A 20,010-nucleotide genomic window follows, 5' to 3' on the forward strand; every position below is an offset into this window, starting at 1 on the left:
TCATAAAAGCGCTTCGGTATGGTTGTTGGCAGAGAATTTCCCATTTTGTTTATGCAGGAAGACTGCCATGAAAACTTCTGATTATCAGCGTACCCGCTGGCTGACACTGATCGGCACCATCATTACCCAATTTGCTTTAGGTTCTGTTTATACCTGGAGCCTGTTTAACGGTGCGCTCTCTTCTAAGCTTGATGCGCCGGTGAGTCAGGTTGCCTTTTCCTTTGGCCTGCTGAGCCTCGGGCTGGCAATTTCTTCTTCCGTCGCCGGGAAACTGCAGGAACGTTTTGGCGTGAAACGCGTCACCATGGCCTCCGGTATTTTACTGGGTGTCGGCTTCTTCTTAACCGCCCACTCTGACAGCCTGATTATGCTGTGGCTGAGCGCCGGTGTATTGGTCGGTCTGGCGGATGGCGCAGGCTACCTGTTAACACTTTCCAACTGTGTAAAATGGTTCCCTGAGCGTAAAGGGCTGATTTCCGCCTTTGCCATCGGTTCTTACGGTCTTGGCAGCCTCGGTTTTAAATTCATCGACAGCCAACTGTTGAGCACTGTGGGTCTGGAAAAAACCTTCATGATTTGGGGCGCGATTGTGCTGGTGATGATCGTCTTTGGCTCCACGCTGATGAAAGACGCGCCGAATCAGGAAGTGAAAACGAAAAATGGCGTGGTTGAGAATGACTACACCCTGGCGCAGTCCATGCGTAAACCGCAGTACTGGATGCTGGCAGTGATGTTCCTGACGGCGTGTATGAGTGGGCTATATGTGATTGGCGTGGCGAAAGATATTGCACAAAGCCTGGCGCATATGGATGTGGCAACGGCGGCAAATGCGGTTACCGTCATTTCTATCGCTAACCTGTCAGGTCGTCTGGTTCTGGGGATTCTGTCCGACAAAATCTCTCGTATTCGCGTTATCACCATTGGGCAGGTCGTTTCGCTGGTCGGTATGGCGGCACTGCTGTTCGCCCCGCTGAATGATGCGACCTTCTTCGCGGCGATTGCCTGTGTAGCATTTAACTTTGGCGGTACCATCACCGTGTTCCCGTCACTGGTGAGCGAGTTCTTCGGTTTGAATAACCTGGCTAAAAACTACGGCGTCATTTACTTAGGTTTCGGTATCGGCAGCATTTGTGGTTCCATTATCGCCTCGCTGTTCGGCGGTTTCTATGTGACCTTCTGCGTTATCTTTGCGCTGTTAATTATCTCGCTGGCACTCTCCACCACCATCCGCCAGCCACAGCGTAGCGTATATACCGAGGCGCACGCCTAAACCTATTAGTAGTCTGATTAATACCTGGCGCATATATTTACAAAAATATATGCGTCATTTGCATTCTCTATAAGCACTTTTTCCCCCTCCTGTGGTCTACTTACCCGCGCCCGTAGACATTTCACTTCTGCTGTTGTCGCATTTTCCCCTGCCTGGTCTGTTTGACTACTGCTCAGGGTGTTTTAATCCCGATTCCCAGGGTTTGTTTGCATGAGATATATTAAGTCGATGACGCAGCAGAAACTCAGTTTCCTGCTGGCAATCTATATCGGTTTGTTTATGAACTGTGCTGTATTTTTCCGGCGCTTTAGCGGATATGCACACGAGTTTACCGTCTGGAAAGGACTCTCTGCGGTTGTTGAATTAGCCGGCACTGTGCTGGTGACCTTCTTTTTACTACGACTTCTCTCTTTATTTGGTCGGCGCGCCTGGCGTGTCCTGACAACGTTAGTGGTGCTGTGTTCTGCCGGTGCCAGCTATTACATGACCTTCCTGAACGTGGTAATTGGTTACGGTATTATTGCCTCCGTAATGACCACGGATATTGATTTATCGAAAGAAGTGGTTGGCTGGCATTTTGTCGTGTGGCTGGTTTCGGTCAGCATTTTACCGTTGGTTCTGATTTGGAGTAATCGCTGCCGCTATACCCTGATGAAACAGATACGTACGCCTGGCATGAGATGGCGCAGCGTGGCGGTAGTTTTACTGGCTGGTCTGATGGTATGGGTCCCGATTCGCCTGCTGAGCATGCAACAGAGAAGCGTTGAGCGAGCAACGGGAATCGATTTACCCAGCTATGGCGGGGTAGTGGCGAATTCCTATCTGCCGTCAAACTGGCTCTCCGCGCTGGGTCTGTACGCCTGGGCACAGGTGGATGAATCCTCAGACAACAAATCGTTGATGAACCCGGCGAAGAAGTTTACCTATGTTGCCCCCAAAAACCTCGACGACACCTATGTGGTCTTTATTATCGGCGAAACGACCCGCTGGGATCATATGGGAATTTTTGGCTATGAGCGCAATACCACGCCAAGGCTCGCCCAGGAGAAAAATCTGGCCGCCTTCCGTGGATATTCCTGTGATACGGCAACCAAACTTTCGCTGCGTTGCATGTTTGTGCGTGAGGGTGGGGCAGAAGAAAACCCGCAGCGTACTCTGAAAGAACAAAACGTCTTCTCCGTGCTCGGCCAGTTAGGGTTCAAGACCGATCTTTACGCGATGCAAAGCGAGATGTGGTTCTACAGTAACACCATGGCGGAGAACATCGCCTATCGTGAGCAGATTGGCGCAGAGCCGCGCAACCGTGGCAAGAACGTTGACGATATGCTGTTGATTACCGAGATGCAGCAGTCTCTGCAAAATAATGAAGATGGTGGCAAGCATCTAATTATTCTGCATACCAAGGGCTCGCATTTTAACTACACCCAGCGCTATACCCGTGATTATGCGCAGTGGAAGCCGGAATGTGTCAATGTTGATAGCGGTTGCTCGAAAGCTGAGATGATCAACTCATTCGATAACTCGGTAACCTATGTTGATCACTTTATTACCAAAGTATTTGATCAACTACGTGATAAGAAAGCGATCGTGTTTTACGCCGCCGATCACGGTGAGTCGATTAACGAGCGCGAGCACCTGCACGGTACGCCGCGTAAAATGGCGCCACCTGAGCAGTTCCGCGTTCCTATGATGGTGTGGATGTCTGACAAATATCTGGAAGACCCCGACCATGCGAAGGCGTTTGCACACCTTAAGCAAGAAGCTGATATGAAGGTGCCGCGTCGTCATGTGGAACTGTACGACACCATTTTGGGTTGCCTCGGTTATACCTCGCCAAATGGCGGTATTAACGAGAATAATAACTGGTGCCGTATCCCGGACGCGAATAAGGCGACAGCCCAGTAACTGAGCTGCTGACTTTCTCGCCGATCAAATGGCATTTTGATACTAAGGGATTGACGGGCGCGCAGCTGAGCAGTAAGATGCGCCCCGCATTCGGTGATTGGCGCAGCCTGGTAGCGCACTTCGTTCGGGACGAAGGGGTCGGAGGTTCGAATCCTCTATCACCGACCAAATTAGAAAAGCCCGCTCTCTGAGCGGGTTTTTTGCTTTCCGGAATCCACGAGGATGAGAACCTCCGGGGGCAAGAGGTTCGACTCGAGCGTAGCGAGAGAACGTTGCGTCAGCAACGGCCCGTAGGGCGAGCCACGCAGTGGCGAGTAATCCTCTATCACCGACCAAATTAGAAAAGCCCGCTCTCTGAGCGGGTTTTTTGCATTTGTGGCTTTTGTAGGCCTGATAAGCGAAGCGCCATCAGGCAAAACATCACGCTATAACAGACATTGCCGGATGCGGCGCAAGCGCCTTATCCGGCCTACAGGCGAAGCGCTGGCAGGGCGTATTTTTTGTTTTTCCGACCCCACGTTTGACCTTCATTTTATCTGCAAAAATTGTGCACCACTTCCCACTGACTGTTAACGATTCTGTGACATATTCCATTGCCTTTTTTTATATTTGCTTGAAACTTTTTTTGCGCTACTTATGGCTGAAGCTGGCATTTTCCGCTGTGCGTTTTAACGTTCATGGTATTAATCGCTCAGATATGCAGCATTAATTTAGAAAGTTTGAATAAATTGCATAAATGTTAATCACCAAATGTTGCGAAATATGAAGATGTTTATTCTGGCATAGTACGCGTAGCACAAATTTCCCTGCTGAAAATGTCCTTCCGCACTTTTTTTAATCTTTGTTTGTGAATTCTCACCGTTGGCGTAAATCACGGTGACCTGTATTGACGTTTTCACATTCTGTTGACAGATTGTAGGGTATGAGGGGCATTTCATGGAGAATCCGCACTGCAACTCAGTCGCTTATGTGAACGGAATCCCCATCCTCTTAACGCCGACCCGGCCGGGTAAAAAACAAAAAAGGCCAGGCGGTGCAAACCCACTGCAAAGGGTAAAACAACAAACATCACATTGGAGCAGAAGAATGAGTATTTCCTTGAAGAAGTCAGGGATGCTGAAGCTTGGTCTGAGCCTGGTGGCTATGACCGTCGCAGCAAGCGTACAGGCTAAAACTCTGGTTTATTGTTCAGAAGGATCTCCTGAAGGCTTTAACCCGCAGCTTTTCACCTCTGGCACCACCTATGATGCCAGCTCCGTACCGATCTATAACCGCCTGGTCGAGTTCAAAACCGGTACGACTGAAGTGATTCCGGGCCTTGCTGAGAAGTGGGAAATCAGCGAAGACGGCAAAACCTACACCTTCCACCTGCGTCAGGGCGTGAAGTGGCAGGACAACAAAGAATTTAAACCGACGCGCGATTTTAACGCCGATGACGTGGTGTTCTCTTTCGATCGTCAGAAAAATGCCCAGAACCCGTACCATAAAGTCTCTGGCGGCAGCTATGAATACTTCGAAGGGATGGGTCTGCCGGATCTGATCTCCGAAGTGAAAAAAGTGGACGATAAAACCGTTCAGTTCGTGCTGACTCGCCCGGAAGCGCCGTTCCTGGCTGACCTGGCGATGGACTTCGCTTCTATTCTTTCCAAAGAATATGCTGACAACATGCTGAAAGCCGGTTCTCCGGAGAAAGTGGATCTGAATCCAATTGGTACCGGTCCGTTCCAGCTGCAGCAGTACCAGAAAGACTCCCGTATTCTGTATAAAGCATTCGAAGGTTACTGGGGCACCAAGCCGCAGATCGACCGTCTGGTCTTCTCCATTACGCCTGACGCTTCCGTGCGTTACGCCAAACTGCAGAAGAACGAGTGCCAGGTGATGCCGTACCCGAACCCGGCAGACATCGCGCGCATGAAGCAGGATAAAAACATCAACCTGATGGAGCAGGCGGGTCTGAACGTGGGCTACCTCTCTTTCAACACCGAGAAGAAACCGTTTGATGACGTGAAAGTCCGTCAGGCGCTGACCTACGCGGTAAACAAAGAAGCGATCATCAAAGCGGTTTATCAGGGCGCTGGCGTTGCCGCGAAAAACCTGATCCCGCCGACCATGTGGGGCTATAACGACGACGTTAAAGACTACACCTACGATCCTGAGAAGGCCAAAGCGCTGCTGAAGGAAGCTGGTCAGGACAAAGGCTTTACCGTTGAGCTGTGGGCTATGCCGGTACAGCGTCCATATAACCCGAACGCACGTCGTATGGCAGAAATGGTTCAGGCTGACTGGGCGAAAATTGGCGTTCAGGCCAAGATTGTGACCTACGAGTGGGGCGAGTATCTGAAACGCGCCAAAGCGGGTGAGCATCAGGCGGTGATGATGGGCTGGACCGGTGATAACGGGGATCCGGACAACTTCTTCGCGACCTTGTTCAGCTGTGCGGCAGCGAAAGACGGTTCCAACTACTCTCGCTGGTGCTACAAGCCGTTTGAAGACCTGATCCAGCCGGCGCGTGCGACCGACGATCACAACAAACGTATTGAACTGTACAAGCAAGCTCAGGTTGTTATGCACGACCAGGCTCCGGCTCTGATTGTTGCTCACTCCACCGTGTACGAACCAGTGCGTAAAGAAGTGAAAGGCTATGTGGTTGATCCATTAGGCAAACACCACTTCGAAAACGTCTCTGTCGAATAATTAAAAGCAATTAAGGAAGCGCTGCGCCCCGGTATTGTGTAGGCCGGATAAGCGCAGCGCCCTCCGGCGTAATGCTTTACCCGCGATGCAGTTTGCGTGGGATAAGATTTGTGAGCAATACAGACTCACGGTTCCAGGCCGTGCGTCATTAGAGAGAATCCGGGTTATGTTGCAGTTCATTCTCCGACGTTTGGGACTCGTCATCCCCACGTTTATCGGTATCACTCTTCTCACCTTTGCCTTTGTCCATATGATCCCCGGCGATCCGGTTATGATCATGGCGGGTGAACGTGGGATCTCCCCTGAGCGTCATGCTCAACTGTTGGCTGAACTCGGTCTGGATAAGCCGATGTGGCAGCAGTACCTCCACTATATCTGGGGGGTTATGCATGGTGATCTAGGTATCTCACTGAAAAGCCGCTTACCGGTGTGGGAAGAGTTCGTACCTCGCTTCAAAGCAACGCTGGAACTCGGCGTCTGCGCGATGATTTTCGCCGTCGCAGTGGGTATCCCAGTGGGTGTACTTGCTGCCGTTAAGCGCGGCTCCATTTTCGATCACACGGCAGTTGGCCTGGCGCTGACCGGTTACTCTATGCCGATTTTCTGGTGGGGCATGATGCTGATCATGCTGGTTTCCGTGCAGTTGAACCTGACGCCAGTTTCTGGGCGGGTGAGCGACATGGTGTTCCTTGATGATTCCAATCCGCTAACCGGCTTTATGCTGATCGACACCGCCATCTGGGGTGAAGAGGGCAACTTTATTGATGCGTTGGCGCATATGATCCTGCCTGCGATGGTGCTGGGTACCATTCCTCTGGCGGTCATTGTGCGTATGACCCGTTCATCGATGCTGGAAGTGCTGGGTGAAGATTACATCCGTACCGCGCGCGCCAAAGGCCTGACCCGTATGCGCGTCATCATTATTCACGCTCTGCGTAACGCGATGCTGCCCGTGGTGACCGTTATCGGCCTGCAGGTTGGTACGCTGCTGGCCGGGGCGATTCTGACCGAGACCATCTTCTCGTGGCCGGGGCTGGGGCGCTGGTTGATCGATGCGCTGCAACGCCGCGATTATCCGGTGGTGCAGGGCGGGGTGCTGCTGGTCGCGACGATGATTATCCTCGTCAACCTGCTGGTAGACCTGCTGTACGGCGTGGTGAACCCGCGTATTCGGCATAAGAAGTAAGGGGCCATCATGTCACAGGTTACTGAAAATAAAGTTATTGCTGCACCGGTGCCGATGACTCCGTTGCAGGAGTTCTGGCACTATTTTAAACGCAACAAAGGTGCGGTTGTTGGGCTGGTGTACGTTGTGGTGATGATCCTGATTGCGGTCTTTGCCAACGTCCTCGCACCCTACAACCCGGCAGACCAGTTCCGCGATACGCTGCTGGCTCCTCCCGCGTGGCAGGACGGCGGTACCATGGCGCATCTGTTTGGTACTGATGATGTAGGCCGCGACGTGTTGTCCCGCCTGATGTACGGTGCGCGTCTGTCGCTGTTGGTCGGCTGTCTGGTGGTAGTACTCTCCCTGCTGATGGGCGTGGTTCTTGGGCTGATCGCCGGTTACTTTGGCGGGATTGTTGATAACGTCATCATGCGTGTGGTCGATATCATGCTGGCATTGCCGAGCCTGTTGCTGGCGCTGGTGCTGGTGGCGGTATTTGGCCCCTCGATTGGCAACGCCGCGCTGGCGCTGACGTTCGTGGCATTGCCGCACTATGTCCGTTTGACGCGCGCCGCCGTGCTGGTGGAGGTTAACCGCGACTACGTCACAGCATCTCGCGTGGCGGGAGCCGGCGCGATGCGCCAGATGTTCGTCAACATTCTTCCTAACTGTCTTGCGCCGCTGATTGTTCAGGCGTCGCTTGGCTTCTCTAACGCCATTCTCGATATGGCTGCCCTCGGCTTCTTGGGGATGGGCGCACAGCCGCCTACGCCGGAATGGGGCACCATGCTCTCTGACGTTCTACAGTTTGCCCAAAGCGCCTGGTGGGTTGTGACCTTCCCGGGGCTGGCGATCCTGTTGACGGTGCTGGCATTTAACCTGATGGGTGACGGTCTGCGTGACGCGCTCGATCCCAAACTGAAGCAGTAAGAGGTTCGAGATGGCGTTATTAAATGTAGATAAATTATCGGTGCATTTCGGCGACGTAGGTTCCGAATTCCGCGCCGTAGACCGCATTAGCTACAGTGTGAATCAGGGTGAAGTGGTTGGCATTGTAGGAGAGTCCGGCTCTGGTAAGTCCGTCAGTTCGCTGGCGATTATGGGACTGATTGACTACCCAGGCCGCGTTATGGCCGAAAATCTGGAGTTTAATGGTCGCGACCTGAAGCGCATCTCTGAGAAAGAGCGTCGCCAGTTAGTGGGCGCGGAAGTGGCGATGATCTTCCAGGACCCGATGACCAGCCTTAACCCCTGCTACACCGTCGGCTACCAGATTATGGAAGCTATTAAAGTGCACCAGGGCGGCAACAAAAAAACGCGTATTCAGCGGGCAATAGACCTGCTGACGCTGGTGGGTATCCCCGATCCGGCCTCACGTCTGGATGTATATCCTCACCAGTTGTCCGGTGGGATGAGCCAGCGCGTGATGATCGCGATGGCGATAGCCTGTCGTCCGAAACTGCTGATTGCCGACGAACCGACAACGGCGCTGGATGTGACTATTCAGGCGCAGATCATCGAGCTACTGCTGGAATTGCAGCAAAAAGAGAACATGGCGCTGGTCTTAATCACGCACGATCTGGCGCTGGTGGCTGAAGCGGCACACAAAATCATCGTGATGTACGCCGGCCAGGTGGTAGAAACCGGAGCCGCGCAGGATATTTTCCGCGCGCCGCGTCATCCTTACACCCAGGCGCTGCTGCGTGCGCTGCCTGAGTTTGCTCAGGATAAAGCACGTCTGGCCTCGCTGCCGGGCGTGGTTCCCGGGAAATATGACCGCCCGAGCGGCTGTTTGCTGAACCCACGCTGCCCCTATGCGACCGACAAATGCCGCGCTGAAGAACCTGAACTGAACCTGCTGGAAGGCGGTCGTCAGTCGAAATGCCACTACCCACTTGATGATGCCGGGAGGCCTGGGCTATGAGTACGCAAAAGGCCGCTTTGTCACAGCCGCTGTTGCAGGCTATTGATCTGAAAAAACACTACCCGGTGAAAAAGGGCATGTTCGCCCCGGAGCGCCTGGTGAAAGCGCTGGACGGCGTCTCCTTTACCTTAGAACGCGGTAAAACGCTGGCGGTGGTAGGCGAGTCGGGCTGTGGGAAATCCACCCTTGGCCGCCTGCTGACGATGATTGAAGTCCCGACCGGCGGTGAGCTGTATTACCAGGGACAGGATCTGCTTAAGCACGACCCGCAGGCGCAAAAGCTGCGTCGGCAGAAAATCCAGATTGTATTCCAGAACCCGTACGGTTCCCTGAACCCGCGTAAAAAAGTGGGACAGATTCTGGAAGAGCCGCTGCTGATCAACTCCACGCTCAGCAAAGAGGAGCGTCGTGAAAAAGCGCTGGCGATGATGGCGAAAGTGGGGCTGAAAACCGAACACTACGACCGCTATCCGCATATGTTCTCCGGCGGTCAGCGTCAGCGTATTGCCATCGCTCGCGGTCTGATGCTTGACCCGGACGTGGTGATTGCCGATGAACCGGTCTCAGCGCTGGACGTTTCGGTGCGTGCGCAGGTGCTGAATCTGATGATGGATTTGCAGCAGGAACTGGGGCTGTCATACGTCTTTATCTCGCACGACCTGTCGGTGGTCGAGCACATTGCCGATGAAGTGATGGTGATGTATTTAGGCCGCTGCGTGGAGAAAGGGACGAAGGACCAAATCTTCAATAATCCGCGTCATCCGTACACGCAAGCGCTGCTCTCCGCAACGCCGCGTCTGAACCCGGACGATCGCCGTGAGCGTATCAAGCTGACCGGTGAACTGCCAAGCCCGCTGAATCCGCCGCCGGGCTGCGCGTTTAATGCCCGCTGCCGTCGTCGCTTTGGTCCGTGTACCCAGCTTCAGCCGCAGTTGAAAGATTACGGCGGTCAACTGGTGGCGTGTTTTGCCGTTGACCAGGATGAGAACCCACAGCAATAAACCTGGGTTATGACCCGATAACCGGAGCCTTGTGCTCCGGTTTTTTTATATTTTCTCTTTACGTCCACAATGTGAGTCCTTTGGCAGAACATTATTCCACAGCGTCTAGAATGTAGTCAGATTTCCTCTAGTCACAGAAATATCTATTTCGCAGTTGCTAACTACCAGGAGCAAATGTGGTCACGATACGCTGGGATATTAAAACAATTGATCGTCTGTCGATGGTTGAGGATGTCCTGAAGGAGTTTTCCTGCTGTGATATCAATATCATCTCCATGAAAGTCACGCCTGGGCGGATCCTGATTAAATCCTGGTGCCGCCAGCTACAGGATATTTCCTGTGTGCAATCCTGTTTAAGCCAGCGCGCCGATATTATTCATGTCGCTTACCTCTGTGAGGAGATAAGTGAGCTGTCAACGCCGGAGCCGGAACGACCGCGCTATTTCTCTGACATTATTTGCAGCAGCCAGAGCATGCACGCGCTTATCGAAAAGGCGATAAAAATTGCCGACAGCAAATATACCGTTCTGATCCGTGGCGATACGGGGACCGGTAAAGAGCTGCTGGCCCGGGCTATCCATAATTCCGGGCAGCGACGTTTTTATCCGTTTATTCCGGTCAACTGCTCTGCGCTACCTGAGTCGCTAATGGAGAGTGAATTCTTTGGCTATGAGAAAGGGGCTTTCAGCGGCGCGGATTGTAAAGGCAAAAAAGGGCTGTTTGAAATGGCCGATAAAGGCACCCTTTTTCTCGATGAGTTTGGCGAAATGTCGCTGAGCTTACAGGCTAAACTCCTGCGCGTGCTTCAGGATGGCGGGATTCGGCGCGTTGGCGGAGCGCATATTATTCCGGTCAATGTGCGCATTATTGTGGCAACCAATGCCAATCTGGAAGAGATGGTGGAACAACGTCTGCTGCGCGCCGATCTCTATTACCGCATCAACGTGCTTTCACTGACCATTCCACCTTTGCGCGAGCGCCCACAGGATATCAGCCTGCTGATTCGCCACTTTGTGCAGAAATACGCGAAGGAATTCCAGCGGCGGATCATTCTGGATAAAGCCTGTTTTGATGCCCTGCACCATCACACCTGGCCGGGAAACGTGCGCGAACTGGAAAATACCATTATTCGCCTGATGCTGATGGCGGAATCCGATGTTATTACGCGGGAAGAATTAGGGATGGTGAATTTGCCTGCCGTTGAGCGGGGCGCGACAGAACGTCCTTTTAAAGAGCAGGTTCTCTGCGCTGAACGCCAGCTCATTGAACAGATGGTGGAAGATAATGTGTCGTCACGGCATATCGCCAAAGCGCTGGGTGTGTCGCACACCACGGTGCTGAATAAAATTCGCGGCTATCAGTTGGAGAGTGTGGGTTAAGCGCCGCCAGCGTCTGACGGCGCGATATACATGGGTTATTCAATCAGCTTCAATAAGGGCGACAGGCACAGCAGAATTCCGTACAGCAGGATCAACCAGGTTTTCAGTCCGCGCAGTTTTTCCAGTTGCGTTACTTTATAGATCAGGAAGAACGGAATAATACACGACACAATCCCGTAAAGCGGGCTACCTAACTGGAAGAACACCAGTACCGATACGCGAAATGACACCCAAATGACCAGGGTGATAACAATAAAGGTGCAAATACCCAGCGTAAGCACCAACGGATTAATTTTCTCAACGTCAATGACGCGGCTCAGAACGTTGAGAATAATACCTTTGATCGCTTCGTGGAATCCCAGATAAATACCAAAGAACGCGGTTAATACGGCGAAGATATTTAATACCGTTGAGGTGATATGAATAATCTGCCCAGGAATGACCTGAGCCGCCAGCGCCAGTGCTGAAATATTTTGTTCGAAAGCCGAAACGGCCTCTTCATGGCTAATGGAAAAGGTAAAAGAGAAGGAGAAAAACAGAATGACAGCAATCAGAGTAATGTAACTGATGCGATGCGTACGGATTGCCATACGCGTAGCCAGCACCCGGTCTGCCACCCGTTTGCGGTAGGCGATGTTCATTGGGTTCAACACCTGAATAAACACCGCTGAGAAGAAGCAGAACGGGATGGTTAGCAGTACATCACGAAAGAAGACCGATGCTTCAGGGAAGGCGCTGATATTAGCGAAGTTCCAGTGCGGAACCATCGCAAAACCAAATACGATGATGATACCTACTTTGACCACCACCATCGGGCCGGAGATTTTGAACAGCAGCTTTTCTCCCCCGGAAGCAATGGCGACCAGCACGGCAAAAATGGCCACTTTATAGATTATCGACTGCGAAAGATCGGCCTCGGTCAAGCCGAAGGTTTTAATATATGAGGCGCTGTCAAAAACCACGGATAAAGAATAAATAAATATGCCGTGAATAATCATCAGGAAATAGATGACGCCAAGAAATACGCCCCAGTTTTTTCCCAGGTAATGACTTATAATATCCGTGTAGTCATTACAGGTTTCGCTTTCTGATAATGTTTTTAAATAAATATCCTGCACAATATAAGTTGCCGGATAAGCAATAATAAAGGCAACGATAAATACCCAAATGCCTGTTAAGCCAATTTGTACCGGCATCAGTACCGTTCCGGCACCAATGGCCATGCCGATACACAGTAATACCCAGCCAAAATCGTATTTCGTAAACGGTATTTTTTTTGAGAATGGTACGGCGGTTGCTGTATTGTTGCTTAATTGTAATGTGTTGTCCTGCATAGAACCCCCTGCCCAAAATACACGTTCTCCCCGAAAGAGGATCGCGTGTATTGCCAGACTGTTGTGCCTTGATTCTCAACAACCTGAACCGAACGACGTCGGTTCAGGCCATATTGGTCAGAATGTTGCCTTTCTGATGGCGTGTTCAAGGTCGTTAATAATATCTTCTGGATCTTCAAGACCCACAGAAAGACGGATAAGCCCGTCGGTAATACCTGCTTTGAGCCGTTCCTCAGGTGCAACGGGCGAATGTGTCATAGACGCTGGGTGCTGAATGAGGGTTTCGGTATCACCGAGACTGACCGCGAGGAGGCACAATTCTACAGAATTGATCATCCGCCTACCAGCCTCGAGGCCGCCGGCGATTTCGAAGCTGATAATTCCACCTGGCAGGCTCATTTGCCGCTGGCCCAACTCATACTGTGGATGCGAAGTCAGGCCAGGATAATACACCCGAGTAATAGATGGATGCCCTTCGAGGAAGCGGGCGATTTTCAGCGCATTTTCACAGTGGCGTTCCATACGAATGCCCAGCGTTTTAACGCCGCGCAGTGTTAACCACGCATTGAAAGGACTCATGCAGCCGCCGGTGATATCTTTCAGGCCTACAAACCGCGCCTGGTCGATAAACTCCTGCTTACCAACAATGATGCCGCCAATCACATCCCCGTGACCGTTGATATATTTGGTGACGCTGTGAACCACAATATCCGCGCCCAGTTGCAAAGGCTGCTGACAGTACGGCGACATAAAGGTGTTATCCACCACCAGCAATGCGCCCTGTTGATGGGCGATACCGGCAACCGTTTCAATGTCGACCAGCGACAGCGTTGGGTTGGCGGGCGTTTCGATATACACAACTTTGGTTTCTGGTCGCATGGCGGCGCGGATTTCTTCAGGCTTTGCCGCGTCGACAAAGCTGACGTTAATCCCAAACTTAGGCATGCTGTGCGACAAAAACGCGTGGGTGCAGCCGTAAATCGCGCTGGCGGAAACGATATGGTCACCCTGCTGGCAAAGCGTCAACAGCGTTGTGGTGATAGCAGAAATACCGGACGCGGTTGCCAACCCGGCTTCACCTCTTTCCAGTACCGCCAGCTTTTTCTCCAGCGCATCGGTGGTGGGGTTACCCAAGCGGGTGTAAATGTACCCGGACTCTTCGAGCGCAAAGCGAGCGGCACCTTGTTCGGCGCTGTCAAAAACAAACGTTGAGGTCTGGAAAATAGGCGTACTAAGCGCGCCAGTTGAAGGGTCGGGTTGTTGCCCCGCGTGAACGATCTGGGTGTTGAATCCGTAAGTACGACAGTCAGACATGATATCTCCTTTAATTCGGAACAGAACAGCTCACAGTCAAATAGCAATCGCTGTGCCAGAAAATGAACTGATAGATATCAATGTGTTATGTTTTTGTCTGAACTAATGGTCGGCAGAAATGTTGCCAACTGGAAAGAATCTTTCCAGCGTGCTGGTGAGAAAATGGGTGAATTGCGAGGCGCTACGCAGAGCGCAATATTGCGCAGTGATATGGCAAGTGGGCTGCCGTAGAATCAGCGGCAAGCCGGGAATTCCCGGTGAGGCGCAATGTTGCGGGGGCTTGATCCCCGGCGGCATCGGTTGCTGGAAAGAGAAAACCCCCGCACGTTGTTCGGTATAAACCTGGGCAACAAAACGGGGGCTGACTTGAACCTGAACAACTCAAGGATAGCCGTGAACAGTTGCCATTGCAACACAGGCGGCTATATGACGCTCGCACAGTTAGGCGTGACCTTCTGGCACGATTTAGCGGCTCCAATCATCGCTGGCACCATTGCCAGCCTGATTGTGAGCTGGCTGCGTAACAGGAAGTAATGCGCTTTGTGGGCGTCTGCCTGCCGTGATGGCAACATGCGCCCGAACCAGGCCGCAGGGGGCGACCTTGCGGCCTTTTTCGGCTTAAATGCAGATAAATCTCGTCGCCAGGTGCCTATCCTGTCGCGATAATGCACGCTGGGAAGTTTTCAGATACCGCCTCTCTTAATACCGCTACGATCGGGTATACTCTGACGGCAGTTTCGTCTATCCGTGGAGAGTCAGTTTGCGTGTCAGTCGCTCGTTAACAATTAAGCAGATGGCAATGGTTGCGGCCGTTGTTATGGTGTTCGTTTTTATTTTTTGCACCGTTTTGTTGTTCCATCTGGTCCAGCAAAACCGCTATAACACGGCTACGCAACTGGAAAGTATCGCTCGCTCCGTCCGTGAGCCTCTGTCGGACACTATCCTGAAAGGGGATATTCCCGAAGCGGAAGCCATTTTAAAAAGTATTCGGCCAGCGGGCGTGGTAAGTCGCGCCGATGTGGTGCTGCCCAATCAGTTTCAGGCGTTGCGGATGAGCTTTATCCCTGAACGCCCCGTTCCTGTTACGGTGACTCGCCTGTTTGAGCTTCCGGTACAAATTTCGCTGCCGATCTATTCTCTTGAGCGTTCAGCTAACCCGCAACCGCTGGCGTATCTGGTACTGCAGGCGGATTCGTACCGCATGTACAAATTCGTGATGAGTACGCTCTCGACGTTAGTGACCATTTACTTACTTTTGTCGTTAATACTGACCGTCGCCATCTCCTGGTGCATTAACCGCTTGATTGTGCACCCCTTACGTAAAATTGCCCGTGAGCTGAACGACATCCAACAGCAGGATCTGATTGGCTATCAACTGGCATTGCCGCGTCTACATCAGGATGATGAGATTGGTATGCTGGTGCGTAGCTACAATCTTAATCAGCAGTTGATTCAGCGACATAGCGAAGAGCAAAGCGACTTTGCAATGCGTTTCCCGGTTTCCGAACTGCCCAATAAGTCGTTTTTAATGGGGCTGCTGGAGCAGGTTGTTACCCGCCAGCAGACGACGGCGCTGATGATTGTCACCTGCGAAACCCTACGTGACACCGCGGGTGTGTTAACCGAAACTCAGCGGGAAATCCTGCTGCTTACGCTGGTCGAAAAACTCAAGTCGGTATTAGCCCCCAGGATGGTGCTTTCCCAGGTGAGTGGCTATGACTTCGCCATCATCGCCCATGGCGTAAAAGAACCCTGGCACGCTATTACTTTAGGTCAGCAAGTACTCACTATCGTTAACGAGCGATTACCTATTCAGGGTATTCAACTGCGTCCTACCTGCAACATTGGGGTAGCAATGTTCTATGGTGATTTGACCGCAGAACAGCTTTACCGCCGCGCTCTCTCGGCCGTATTAACCTCGCGCCATAAGGGTAAAAATCAAATTCAGTTCTTTGATCCGTTACAGATGGAAGAGGCGCAGCAGCGTTTGACGGAAGAGAACGATATTCTCAGCGCGCTGGATAACCAGCAGTTCGCGCTTTGGATGCAGCCGCAGGTGGAAATGTCCAGCGGTAAGGTATTGAGCGCAGAAGCATTATTGCGGATGCAGCAGCCGGACGGAAGCTGGGAGTTGCCCGAAGGGTTAATCGACAGGATTGAGTCCTGCGGCCTGATGGTGACGGTTGGTTACTGGGTGCTGGAAGAGACGTGCCGCCAGCTGTCAGCGTGGCAGGAACGGGGTCTGATGCTGCCGCTGTCGGTGAATTTGTCCGCACTACAGCTGATGCATCCGAGTATGGTCTCGGACCTGCTGGAGTTGTTAAACCGCTATCGCATCAAGCCTGGTACGTTGATCCTGGAAGTGACTGAAAGCCGACATATCGATGATCCCCACGCCGCGGTGGCCATTTTGCGCCCATTGCGTAATGCGGGAGTACGTATCGCACTGGATGACTTTGGCATGGGGTATGCGGGCCTGCGACAGCTGCAGCACATGAAGTCGCTACCGGTGGATGTCCTCAAAATCGATAAGATGTTTGTTGATGGGGTACCAGAGGATTGCAGCATGATCTCCGCCATCATTCAGTTGGCCCACAGCCTTAATTTGCAGATGATCGCCGAAGGTGTCGAAACCGAAGCGCAGCGTGAATGGCTATCACATGCCGGGGTGGAAGTGGCACAAGGGTTCCTGTTTGCCCGACCGGTTCCGGCAAATATCTTCGAAGAACGTTATCTGGCGCCGGAAAGCGCTGATTACAAAAGTTAAAAAAGGTCTCGCTTGTGCGAGCCAGCTCAAAATTTTTAACATTTTTGTATCAATTATGATCCAGGTACATTTCTGTCAAGTTGTGTGGGTGTTACTTTAAGGCCGCAGGTTAAACAAAACCTTACAAGACCTGTGGTTTTTACTTTAAGGACACCCTATGAAAACCTCTATATTCAAAAGCCTTTACTTTCAGGTCCTGACAGCGATTGCCATTGGTATTCTCCTTGGCCATTACTACCCTGAATTAGGCGCCCAAATGAAACCGCTTGGTGATGCCTTCGTTAAGCTCATCAAGATGGTCATCGCACCTGTCATCTTCTGTACTGTCGTTACCGGCATTGCAGGCATGGAAAGTATGAAAGCTGTAGGCCGCACCGGTGCGGTTGCACTGCTTTATTTTGAAGTGGTCAGTACGATTGCGCTGATCATCGGTCTTATCATTGTTAACGTGGTGCAACCCGGTGCCGGGATGAACGTCGATCCGGCGACGCTGGATGCCAAAGCGGTTGCGATTTACGCCGAACAGGCAAAAGACCAGGGGATCGTAGGTTTCCTGATGGATATTATCCCGGCGAGCGTCATTGGCGCGTTTGCCAGCGGTAACATCCTGCAGGTATTGCTGTTTGCAGTAATGTTTGGTTTTGCGCTGCATCGTCTGGGCAGCAAGGGCCAGATGATTTTCAACGTGATTGAAAGTTTCTCGCAGGTTATTTTCGGCATCATCAATATGATCATGCGCCTGGCGCCTATCGGTGCTTTCGGTGCTATGGCCTTTACCATCGGTAAATATGGCGTCGGAACGCTGGTGCAACTGGGTCAGCTAATCATCTGCTTCTACATCACCTGTATTCTGTTTGTGGTGCTGGTGCTGGGTTCAATTGCGCGCGCAACCGGCTTCAGTATCTTTAAATTCATCCGCTATATCCGTGAAGAGCTGCTGATCGTTCTGGGTACTTCTTCTTCCGAGTCTGCGCTGCCGCGTATGCTCGATAAGATGGAAAAACTGGGCTGTCGGAAGTCGGTTGTCGGATTGGTTATACCCACGGGCTACTCGTTTAACCTTGATGGGACATCAATCTATCTGACGATGGCGGCGGTGTTTATCGCTCAGGCGACCAACAGCCACATGGATATCTTCCATCAGATAACCCTGTTGGTGGTGCTCCTGCTCTCCTCAAAAGGTGCAGCGGGTGTGACCGGGAGTGGCTTCATTGTTCTGGCCGCGACTATCTCTGCGGTGGGGCATTTACCGGTTGCAGGCCTGGCACTGATTCTTGGTATTGACCGCTTCATGTCTGAAGCCCGTGCGCTGACCAACCTGATTGGTAACGGTGTTGCAACTGTCGTTGTGGCTAAATGGGTGAAAGAATTGGATACCAAAAAGCTGGATGACACGCTGAATAATCGTGCGCCGGATGGCAAAACGCACGATTTATCCTCTTAATCTCGTCACTTATGCCCGTAGTCCCTTCCAGGACTGCGGGCGTTTGCGCATAATTACCCCCTGTGCCTGAAACCGTCGATTCGGCGGCTCGGGATTTTTTCACTTCTTCCGTGACATTTTTATGTTCTCGCGGTCTAACACGAAGTGTTTTTAACGTCATATTCAGAGAGTCCTTTCGAGGGCTGTCTTTTTATTTCCAGGATAGTTGATCAGGGGTTCACATGCAGGGCACAAAAATTCGACTTTTAGCGGGCGGCTTGCTGATGATGGCCACTGCCGGCTATGTGCAGGCAGATGCGCTCCAGCCTGATCCAGCGTGGCAACAGGGCACGCTGGCAAATGGTTTACAGTGGCAAGTGTTAGCCACTCCCCAGCGTCCGAGCGACCGTATTGAGGTTCGCCTGCTGGTCAATACCGGTTCACTCACCGAAAGTGCGCAACAGAGTGGTTTCAGCCATGCGATCCCGCGTATCGCGCTGACGCAAAGCGGTGGCCTCGATGCCACGCAAGCCCGTTCACTGTGGCAGCAGGGGTTCGATCCCAAACGTCCCATGCCGCCGGTTATCGTTTCCTACGATTCCACGCTGTATAACCTCAGTCTGCCTAACAGCCGTAACGACCTACTGAAAGAGTCACTTTCTTATCTGGCAAATATCTCCGGTAAACTGAGCATCACCTCTGAAACGGTCAATCATGCGCTGAGTAGCGAAGACATGGTTGCAACCTGGCCGTCAGATACCAAAGAAGGGTGGTGGCGTTACCGTCTGAAGGGATCGACCCTACTGGGGCACGATCCTGCCGATCCGCTGAAAACGCCGGTAGACGCGTCGAAAATTCAGTCTTTCTACCAGAAATGGTATACCCCGGACGCGATGACGCTGATCATCGTCGGTAACGTTGATGCACGCAGCGTAGCTGAGCAAATCAATAAAACCTTTGGCGAGTTAAAAGGAAAACGCGAAACGCCTGCACCGGTTCCTACGCTCTCTCCGCTGCGAGCAGAAGCCGTAAGTATTATGACCGATGCGGTACGCCAGGATCGCCTGTCTATTATGTGGGATACGCCGTGGCAGCCGATCCGTGAATCTGCCGCGCTGTTACGTTACTGGCGCGCTGATTTAGCCCGTGAGGCGCTGTTCTGGCACATTCAGCAAGAGCTAACCAAAAACAATGCCAAAGACATTGGCCTCGGATTTGACTGCCGGGTGCTGTTCCTGCGCGCGCAGTGCGCGATTAACGTTGAGTCGCCGAACGATAAGCTGAACGCCAATCTGGGTACGGTTGCGCGTGAGCTGGCGAAAGTGCGTGATAAGGGACTGCCGGAAGAAGAGTTCAATGCGCTGGTAGCGCAAAAGAATCTGGAACTGCAGAAGCTGTTTGCCACCTATGGTCGTACCGATACCGATATTTTGATCAGCCAGCGTTTGCGCTCGCTGCAAAATCAGGTGGTGGATATTGCGCCTGAACAGTACCAGCGTTTACGCCAGAGCTTCCTCAACAGCCTGAGCGTTGAGATGCTGAATCAGGACCTGCGTCAGCAGCTGTCGCAAGATATGGCGTTAATTCTGCTGCAGCCGAAGGGCGAACCTGAATTCAATATGAAGGATCTGCAGGCGACGTGGGATAGCATTATGGCGCCCGTTACCGCAGCGGCAACGTCTGTTGAAACGGATGAATCACACCCTGAAGTGACGGATATCCCGCCTGTACAGTAAAGGGTATCGTAACCTGTAAGCCGGGCAAGCGAAGCGCTCCCGGCTTACCCAGTGCCGGATGCGGCGTTAACGCCTCATCCGGCCTACAGGAACAA

Annotated in this window: 14 protein-coding genes, 1 tRNA gene and 1 other RNA gene; 14 read left to right on the top strand and 2 right to left on the bottom strand. The window is 52.2% G+C overall.

Going from position 1 to position 20,010, the window contains the following annotated elements:
* Positions 1 to 67 precede the first annotated feature (67 nt).
* The 10 genes from JQN59_RS00910 (at position 68) to JQN59_RS00955 (ending at position 11,341) form a co-directional block, all read left to right on the top strand.
* The gene (locus JQN59_RS00910) at positions 68 to 1,270 is read left to right on the top strand and encodes an L-lactate MFS transporter (protein ID WP_020996062.1); all 1,203 of its coding nucleotides are present in this window, start codon (positions 68 to 70) and stop codon (positions 1,268 to 1,270) included.
* A 210-nt stretch (positions 1,271 to 1,480) separates the two neighbouring features.
* On the top strand, positions 1,481 to 3,175 hold the full coding sequence (gene eptB / locus JQN59_RS00915; protein ID WP_032945323.1) for a kdo(2)-lipid A phosphoethanolamine 7''-transferase: 1,695 nt from the start codon (positions 1,481 to 1,483) through the stop codon (positions 3,173 to 3,175).
* A 91-nt stretch (positions 3,176 to 3,266) separates the two neighbouring features.
* Positions 3,267 to 3,343: transfer RNA gene (locus tag JQN59_RS00920), tRNA-Pro, on the top strand.
* A 34-nt stretch (positions 3,344 to 3,377) separates the two neighbouring features.
* Positions 3,378 to 3,510: non-coding RNA, RtT sRNA (locus JQN59_RS00925), on the top strand.
* Between the two features lie 751 nt (positions 3,511 to 4,261).
* Positions 4,262 to 5,869 (top strand): dipeptide ABC transporter periplasmic-binding protein DppA, encoded by a 1,608-nt coding sequence (dppA, locus tag JQN59_RS00930; protein WP_003827414.1) that lies wholly within the window; start codon positions 4,262 to 4,264, stop codon positions 5,867 to 5,869.
* Positions 5,870 to 6,035: 166 nt separating this feature from the next.
* Complete coding sequence (dppB, locus tag JQN59_RS00935) at positions 6,036 to 7,055, top strand: dipeptide ABC transporter permease DppB (RefSeq protein ID WP_032945322.1); 1,020 nt, start codon at positions 6,036 to 6,038, stop codon at positions 7,053 to 7,055.
* 9 nt (positions 7,056 to 7,064) lie between these two features.
* On the top strand, positions 7,065 to 7,967 hold the full coding sequence (dppC, locus tag JQN59_RS00940; protein ID WP_048215338.1) for a dipeptide ABC transporter permease DppC: 903 nt from the start codon (positions 7,065 to 7,067) through the stop codon (positions 7,965 to 7,967).
* 10 nt (positions 7,968 to 7,977) lie between these two features.
* Positions 7,978 to 8,961: a dipeptide ABC transporter ATP-binding protein gene (dppD, locus tag JQN59_RS00945; RefSeq protein ID WP_003024317.1), complete on the top strand. Its 984-nt coding sequence runs from the start codon at positions 7,978 to 7,980 to the stop codon at positions 8,959 to 8,961.
* On the top strand, positions 8,958 to 9,962 hold the full coding sequence (gene dppF / locus JQN59_RS00950) for a dipeptide ABC transporter ATP-binding subunit DppF (RefSeq protein ID WP_071446715.1): 1,005 nt from the start codon (positions 8,958 to 8,960) through the stop codon (positions 9,960 to 9,962). Before dppD ends, dppF begins: the two co-directional genes overlap by 4 nt.
* Before the next feature lie 176 nt (positions 9,963 to 10,138).
* On the top strand, positions 10,139 to 11,341 hold the full coding sequence (locus JQN59_RS00955; RefSeq protein ID WP_048215339.1) for a sigma-54 interaction domain-containing protein: 1,203 nt from the start codon (positions 10,139 to 10,141) through the stop codon (positions 11,339 to 11,341).
* 35 nt (positions 11,342 to 11,376) lie between these two features.
* On the opposite strand, the gene JQN59_RS00960 is transcribed toward JQN59_RS00955, so the two are convergent.
* On the bottom strand, positions 11,377 to 12,675 hold the full coding sequence (locus JQN59_RS00960) for an aromatic amino acid transport family protein (RefSeq protein WP_043018665.1): 1,299 nt from the start codon (positions 12,673 to 12,675) through the stop codon (positions 11,377 to 11,379).
* A 117-nt stretch (positions 12,676 to 12,792) separates the two neighbouring features.
* On the bottom strand, positions 12,793 to 13,989 hold the full coding sequence (gene megL, locus JQN59_RS00965; protein ID WP_008786414.1) for a methionine gamma-lyase: 1,197 nt from the start codon (positions 13,987 to 13,989) through the stop codon (positions 12,793 to 12,795).
* 426 nt (positions 13,990 to 14,415) lie between these two features.
* On the opposite strand from megL, the gene JQN59_RS00970 reads away from it, so the two are divergent.
* The 4 genes from JQN59_RS00970 (at position 14,416) to JQN59_RS00985 (ending at position 19,915) form a co-directional block, all read left to right on the top strand.
* Positions 14,416 to 14,523, top strand: coding sequence for a type I toxin-antitoxin system toxin Ldr family protein (locus JQN59_RS00970; RefSeq protein WP_048215340.1), 108 nt, complete (start codon positions 14,416 to 14,418; stop codon positions 14,521 to 14,523).
* A gap of 226 nt (positions 14,524 to 14,749) precedes the next feature.
* Positions 14,750 to 16,756 (top strand): biofilm formation regulator HmsP, encoded by a 2,007-nt coding sequence (gene hmsP / locus JQN59_RS00975; RefSeq protein WP_128316455.1) that lies wholly within the window; start codon positions 14,750 to 14,752, stop codon positions 16,754 to 16,756.
* Between the two features lie 157 nt (positions 16,757 to 16,913).
* Positions 16,914 to 18,200, top strand: a complete 1,287-nt coding sequence (gene dctA / locus JQN59_RS00980; protein WP_008786411.1) for a C4-dicarboxylate transporter DctC — start codon at positions 16,914 to 16,916, stop codon at positions 18,198 to 18,200.
* Between the two features lie 221 nt (positions 18,201 to 18,421).
* Positions 18,422 to 19,915: a M16 family metallopeptidase gene (locus JQN59_RS00985; protein WP_048227288.1), complete on the top strand. Its 1,494-nt coding sequence runs from the start codon at positions 18,422 to 18,424 to the stop codon at positions 19,913 to 19,915.
* Positions 19,916 to 20,010: the final 95 nt, after the last annotated feature.

Source organism: Citrobacter sp. B72 (assembly GCF_016894305.1).
In the GTDB taxonomy this organism is placed as follows: domain Bacteria; phylum Pseudomonadota; class Gammaproteobacteria; order Enterobacterales; family Enterobacteriaceae; genus Citrobacter; species Citrobacter portucalensis.

Coding starts and splice junctions, on each gene's coding strand:
- JQN59_RS00910 (WP_020996062.1), top strand. CDS start 68: ATGAAAACTTCTGATTATCAGCGTACCCGCTGGCTGACACTGATCGGC.
- eptB (WP_032945323.1), top strand. CDS start 1,481: ATGAGATATATTAAGTCGATGACGCAGCAGAAACTCAGTTTCCTGCTG.
- dppA (WP_003827414.1), top strand. CDS start 4,262: ATGAGTATTTCCTTGAAGAAGTCAGGGATGCTGAAGCTTGGTCTGAGC.
- dppB (WP_032945322.1), top strand. CDS start 6,036: ATGTTGCAGTTCATTCTCCGACGTTTGGGACTCGTCATCCCCACGTTT.
- dppC (WP_048215338.1), top strand. CDS start 7,065: ATGTCACAGGTTACTGAAAATAAAGTTATTGCTGCACCGGTGCCGATG.
- dppD (WP_003024317.1), top strand. CDS start 7,978: ATGGCGTTATTAAATGTAGATAAATTATCGGTGCATTTCGGCGACGTA.
- dppF (WP_071446715.1), top strand. CDS start 8,958: ATGAGTACGCAAAAGGCCGCTTTGTCACAGCCGCTGTTGCAGGCTATT.
- JQN59_RS00960 (WP_043018665.1), bottom strand. CDS start 12,675: ATGCAGGACAACACATTACAATTAAGCAACAATACAGCAACCGCCGTA.
- megL (WP_008786414.1), bottom strand. CDS start 13,989: ATGTCTGACTGTCGTACTTACGGATTCAACACCCAGATCGTTCACGCG.
- JQN59_RS00970 (WP_048215340.1), top strand. CDS start 14,416: ATGACGCTCGCACAGTTAGGCGTGACCTTCTGGCACGATTTAGCGGCT.
- dctA (WP_008786411.1), top strand. CDS start 16,914: ATGAAAACCTCTATATTCAAAAGCCTTTACTTTCAGGTCCTGACAGCG.
- JQN59_RS00985 (WP_048227288.1), top strand. CDS start 18,422: ATGCAGGGCACAAAAATTCGACTTTTAGCGGGCGGCTTGCTGATGATG.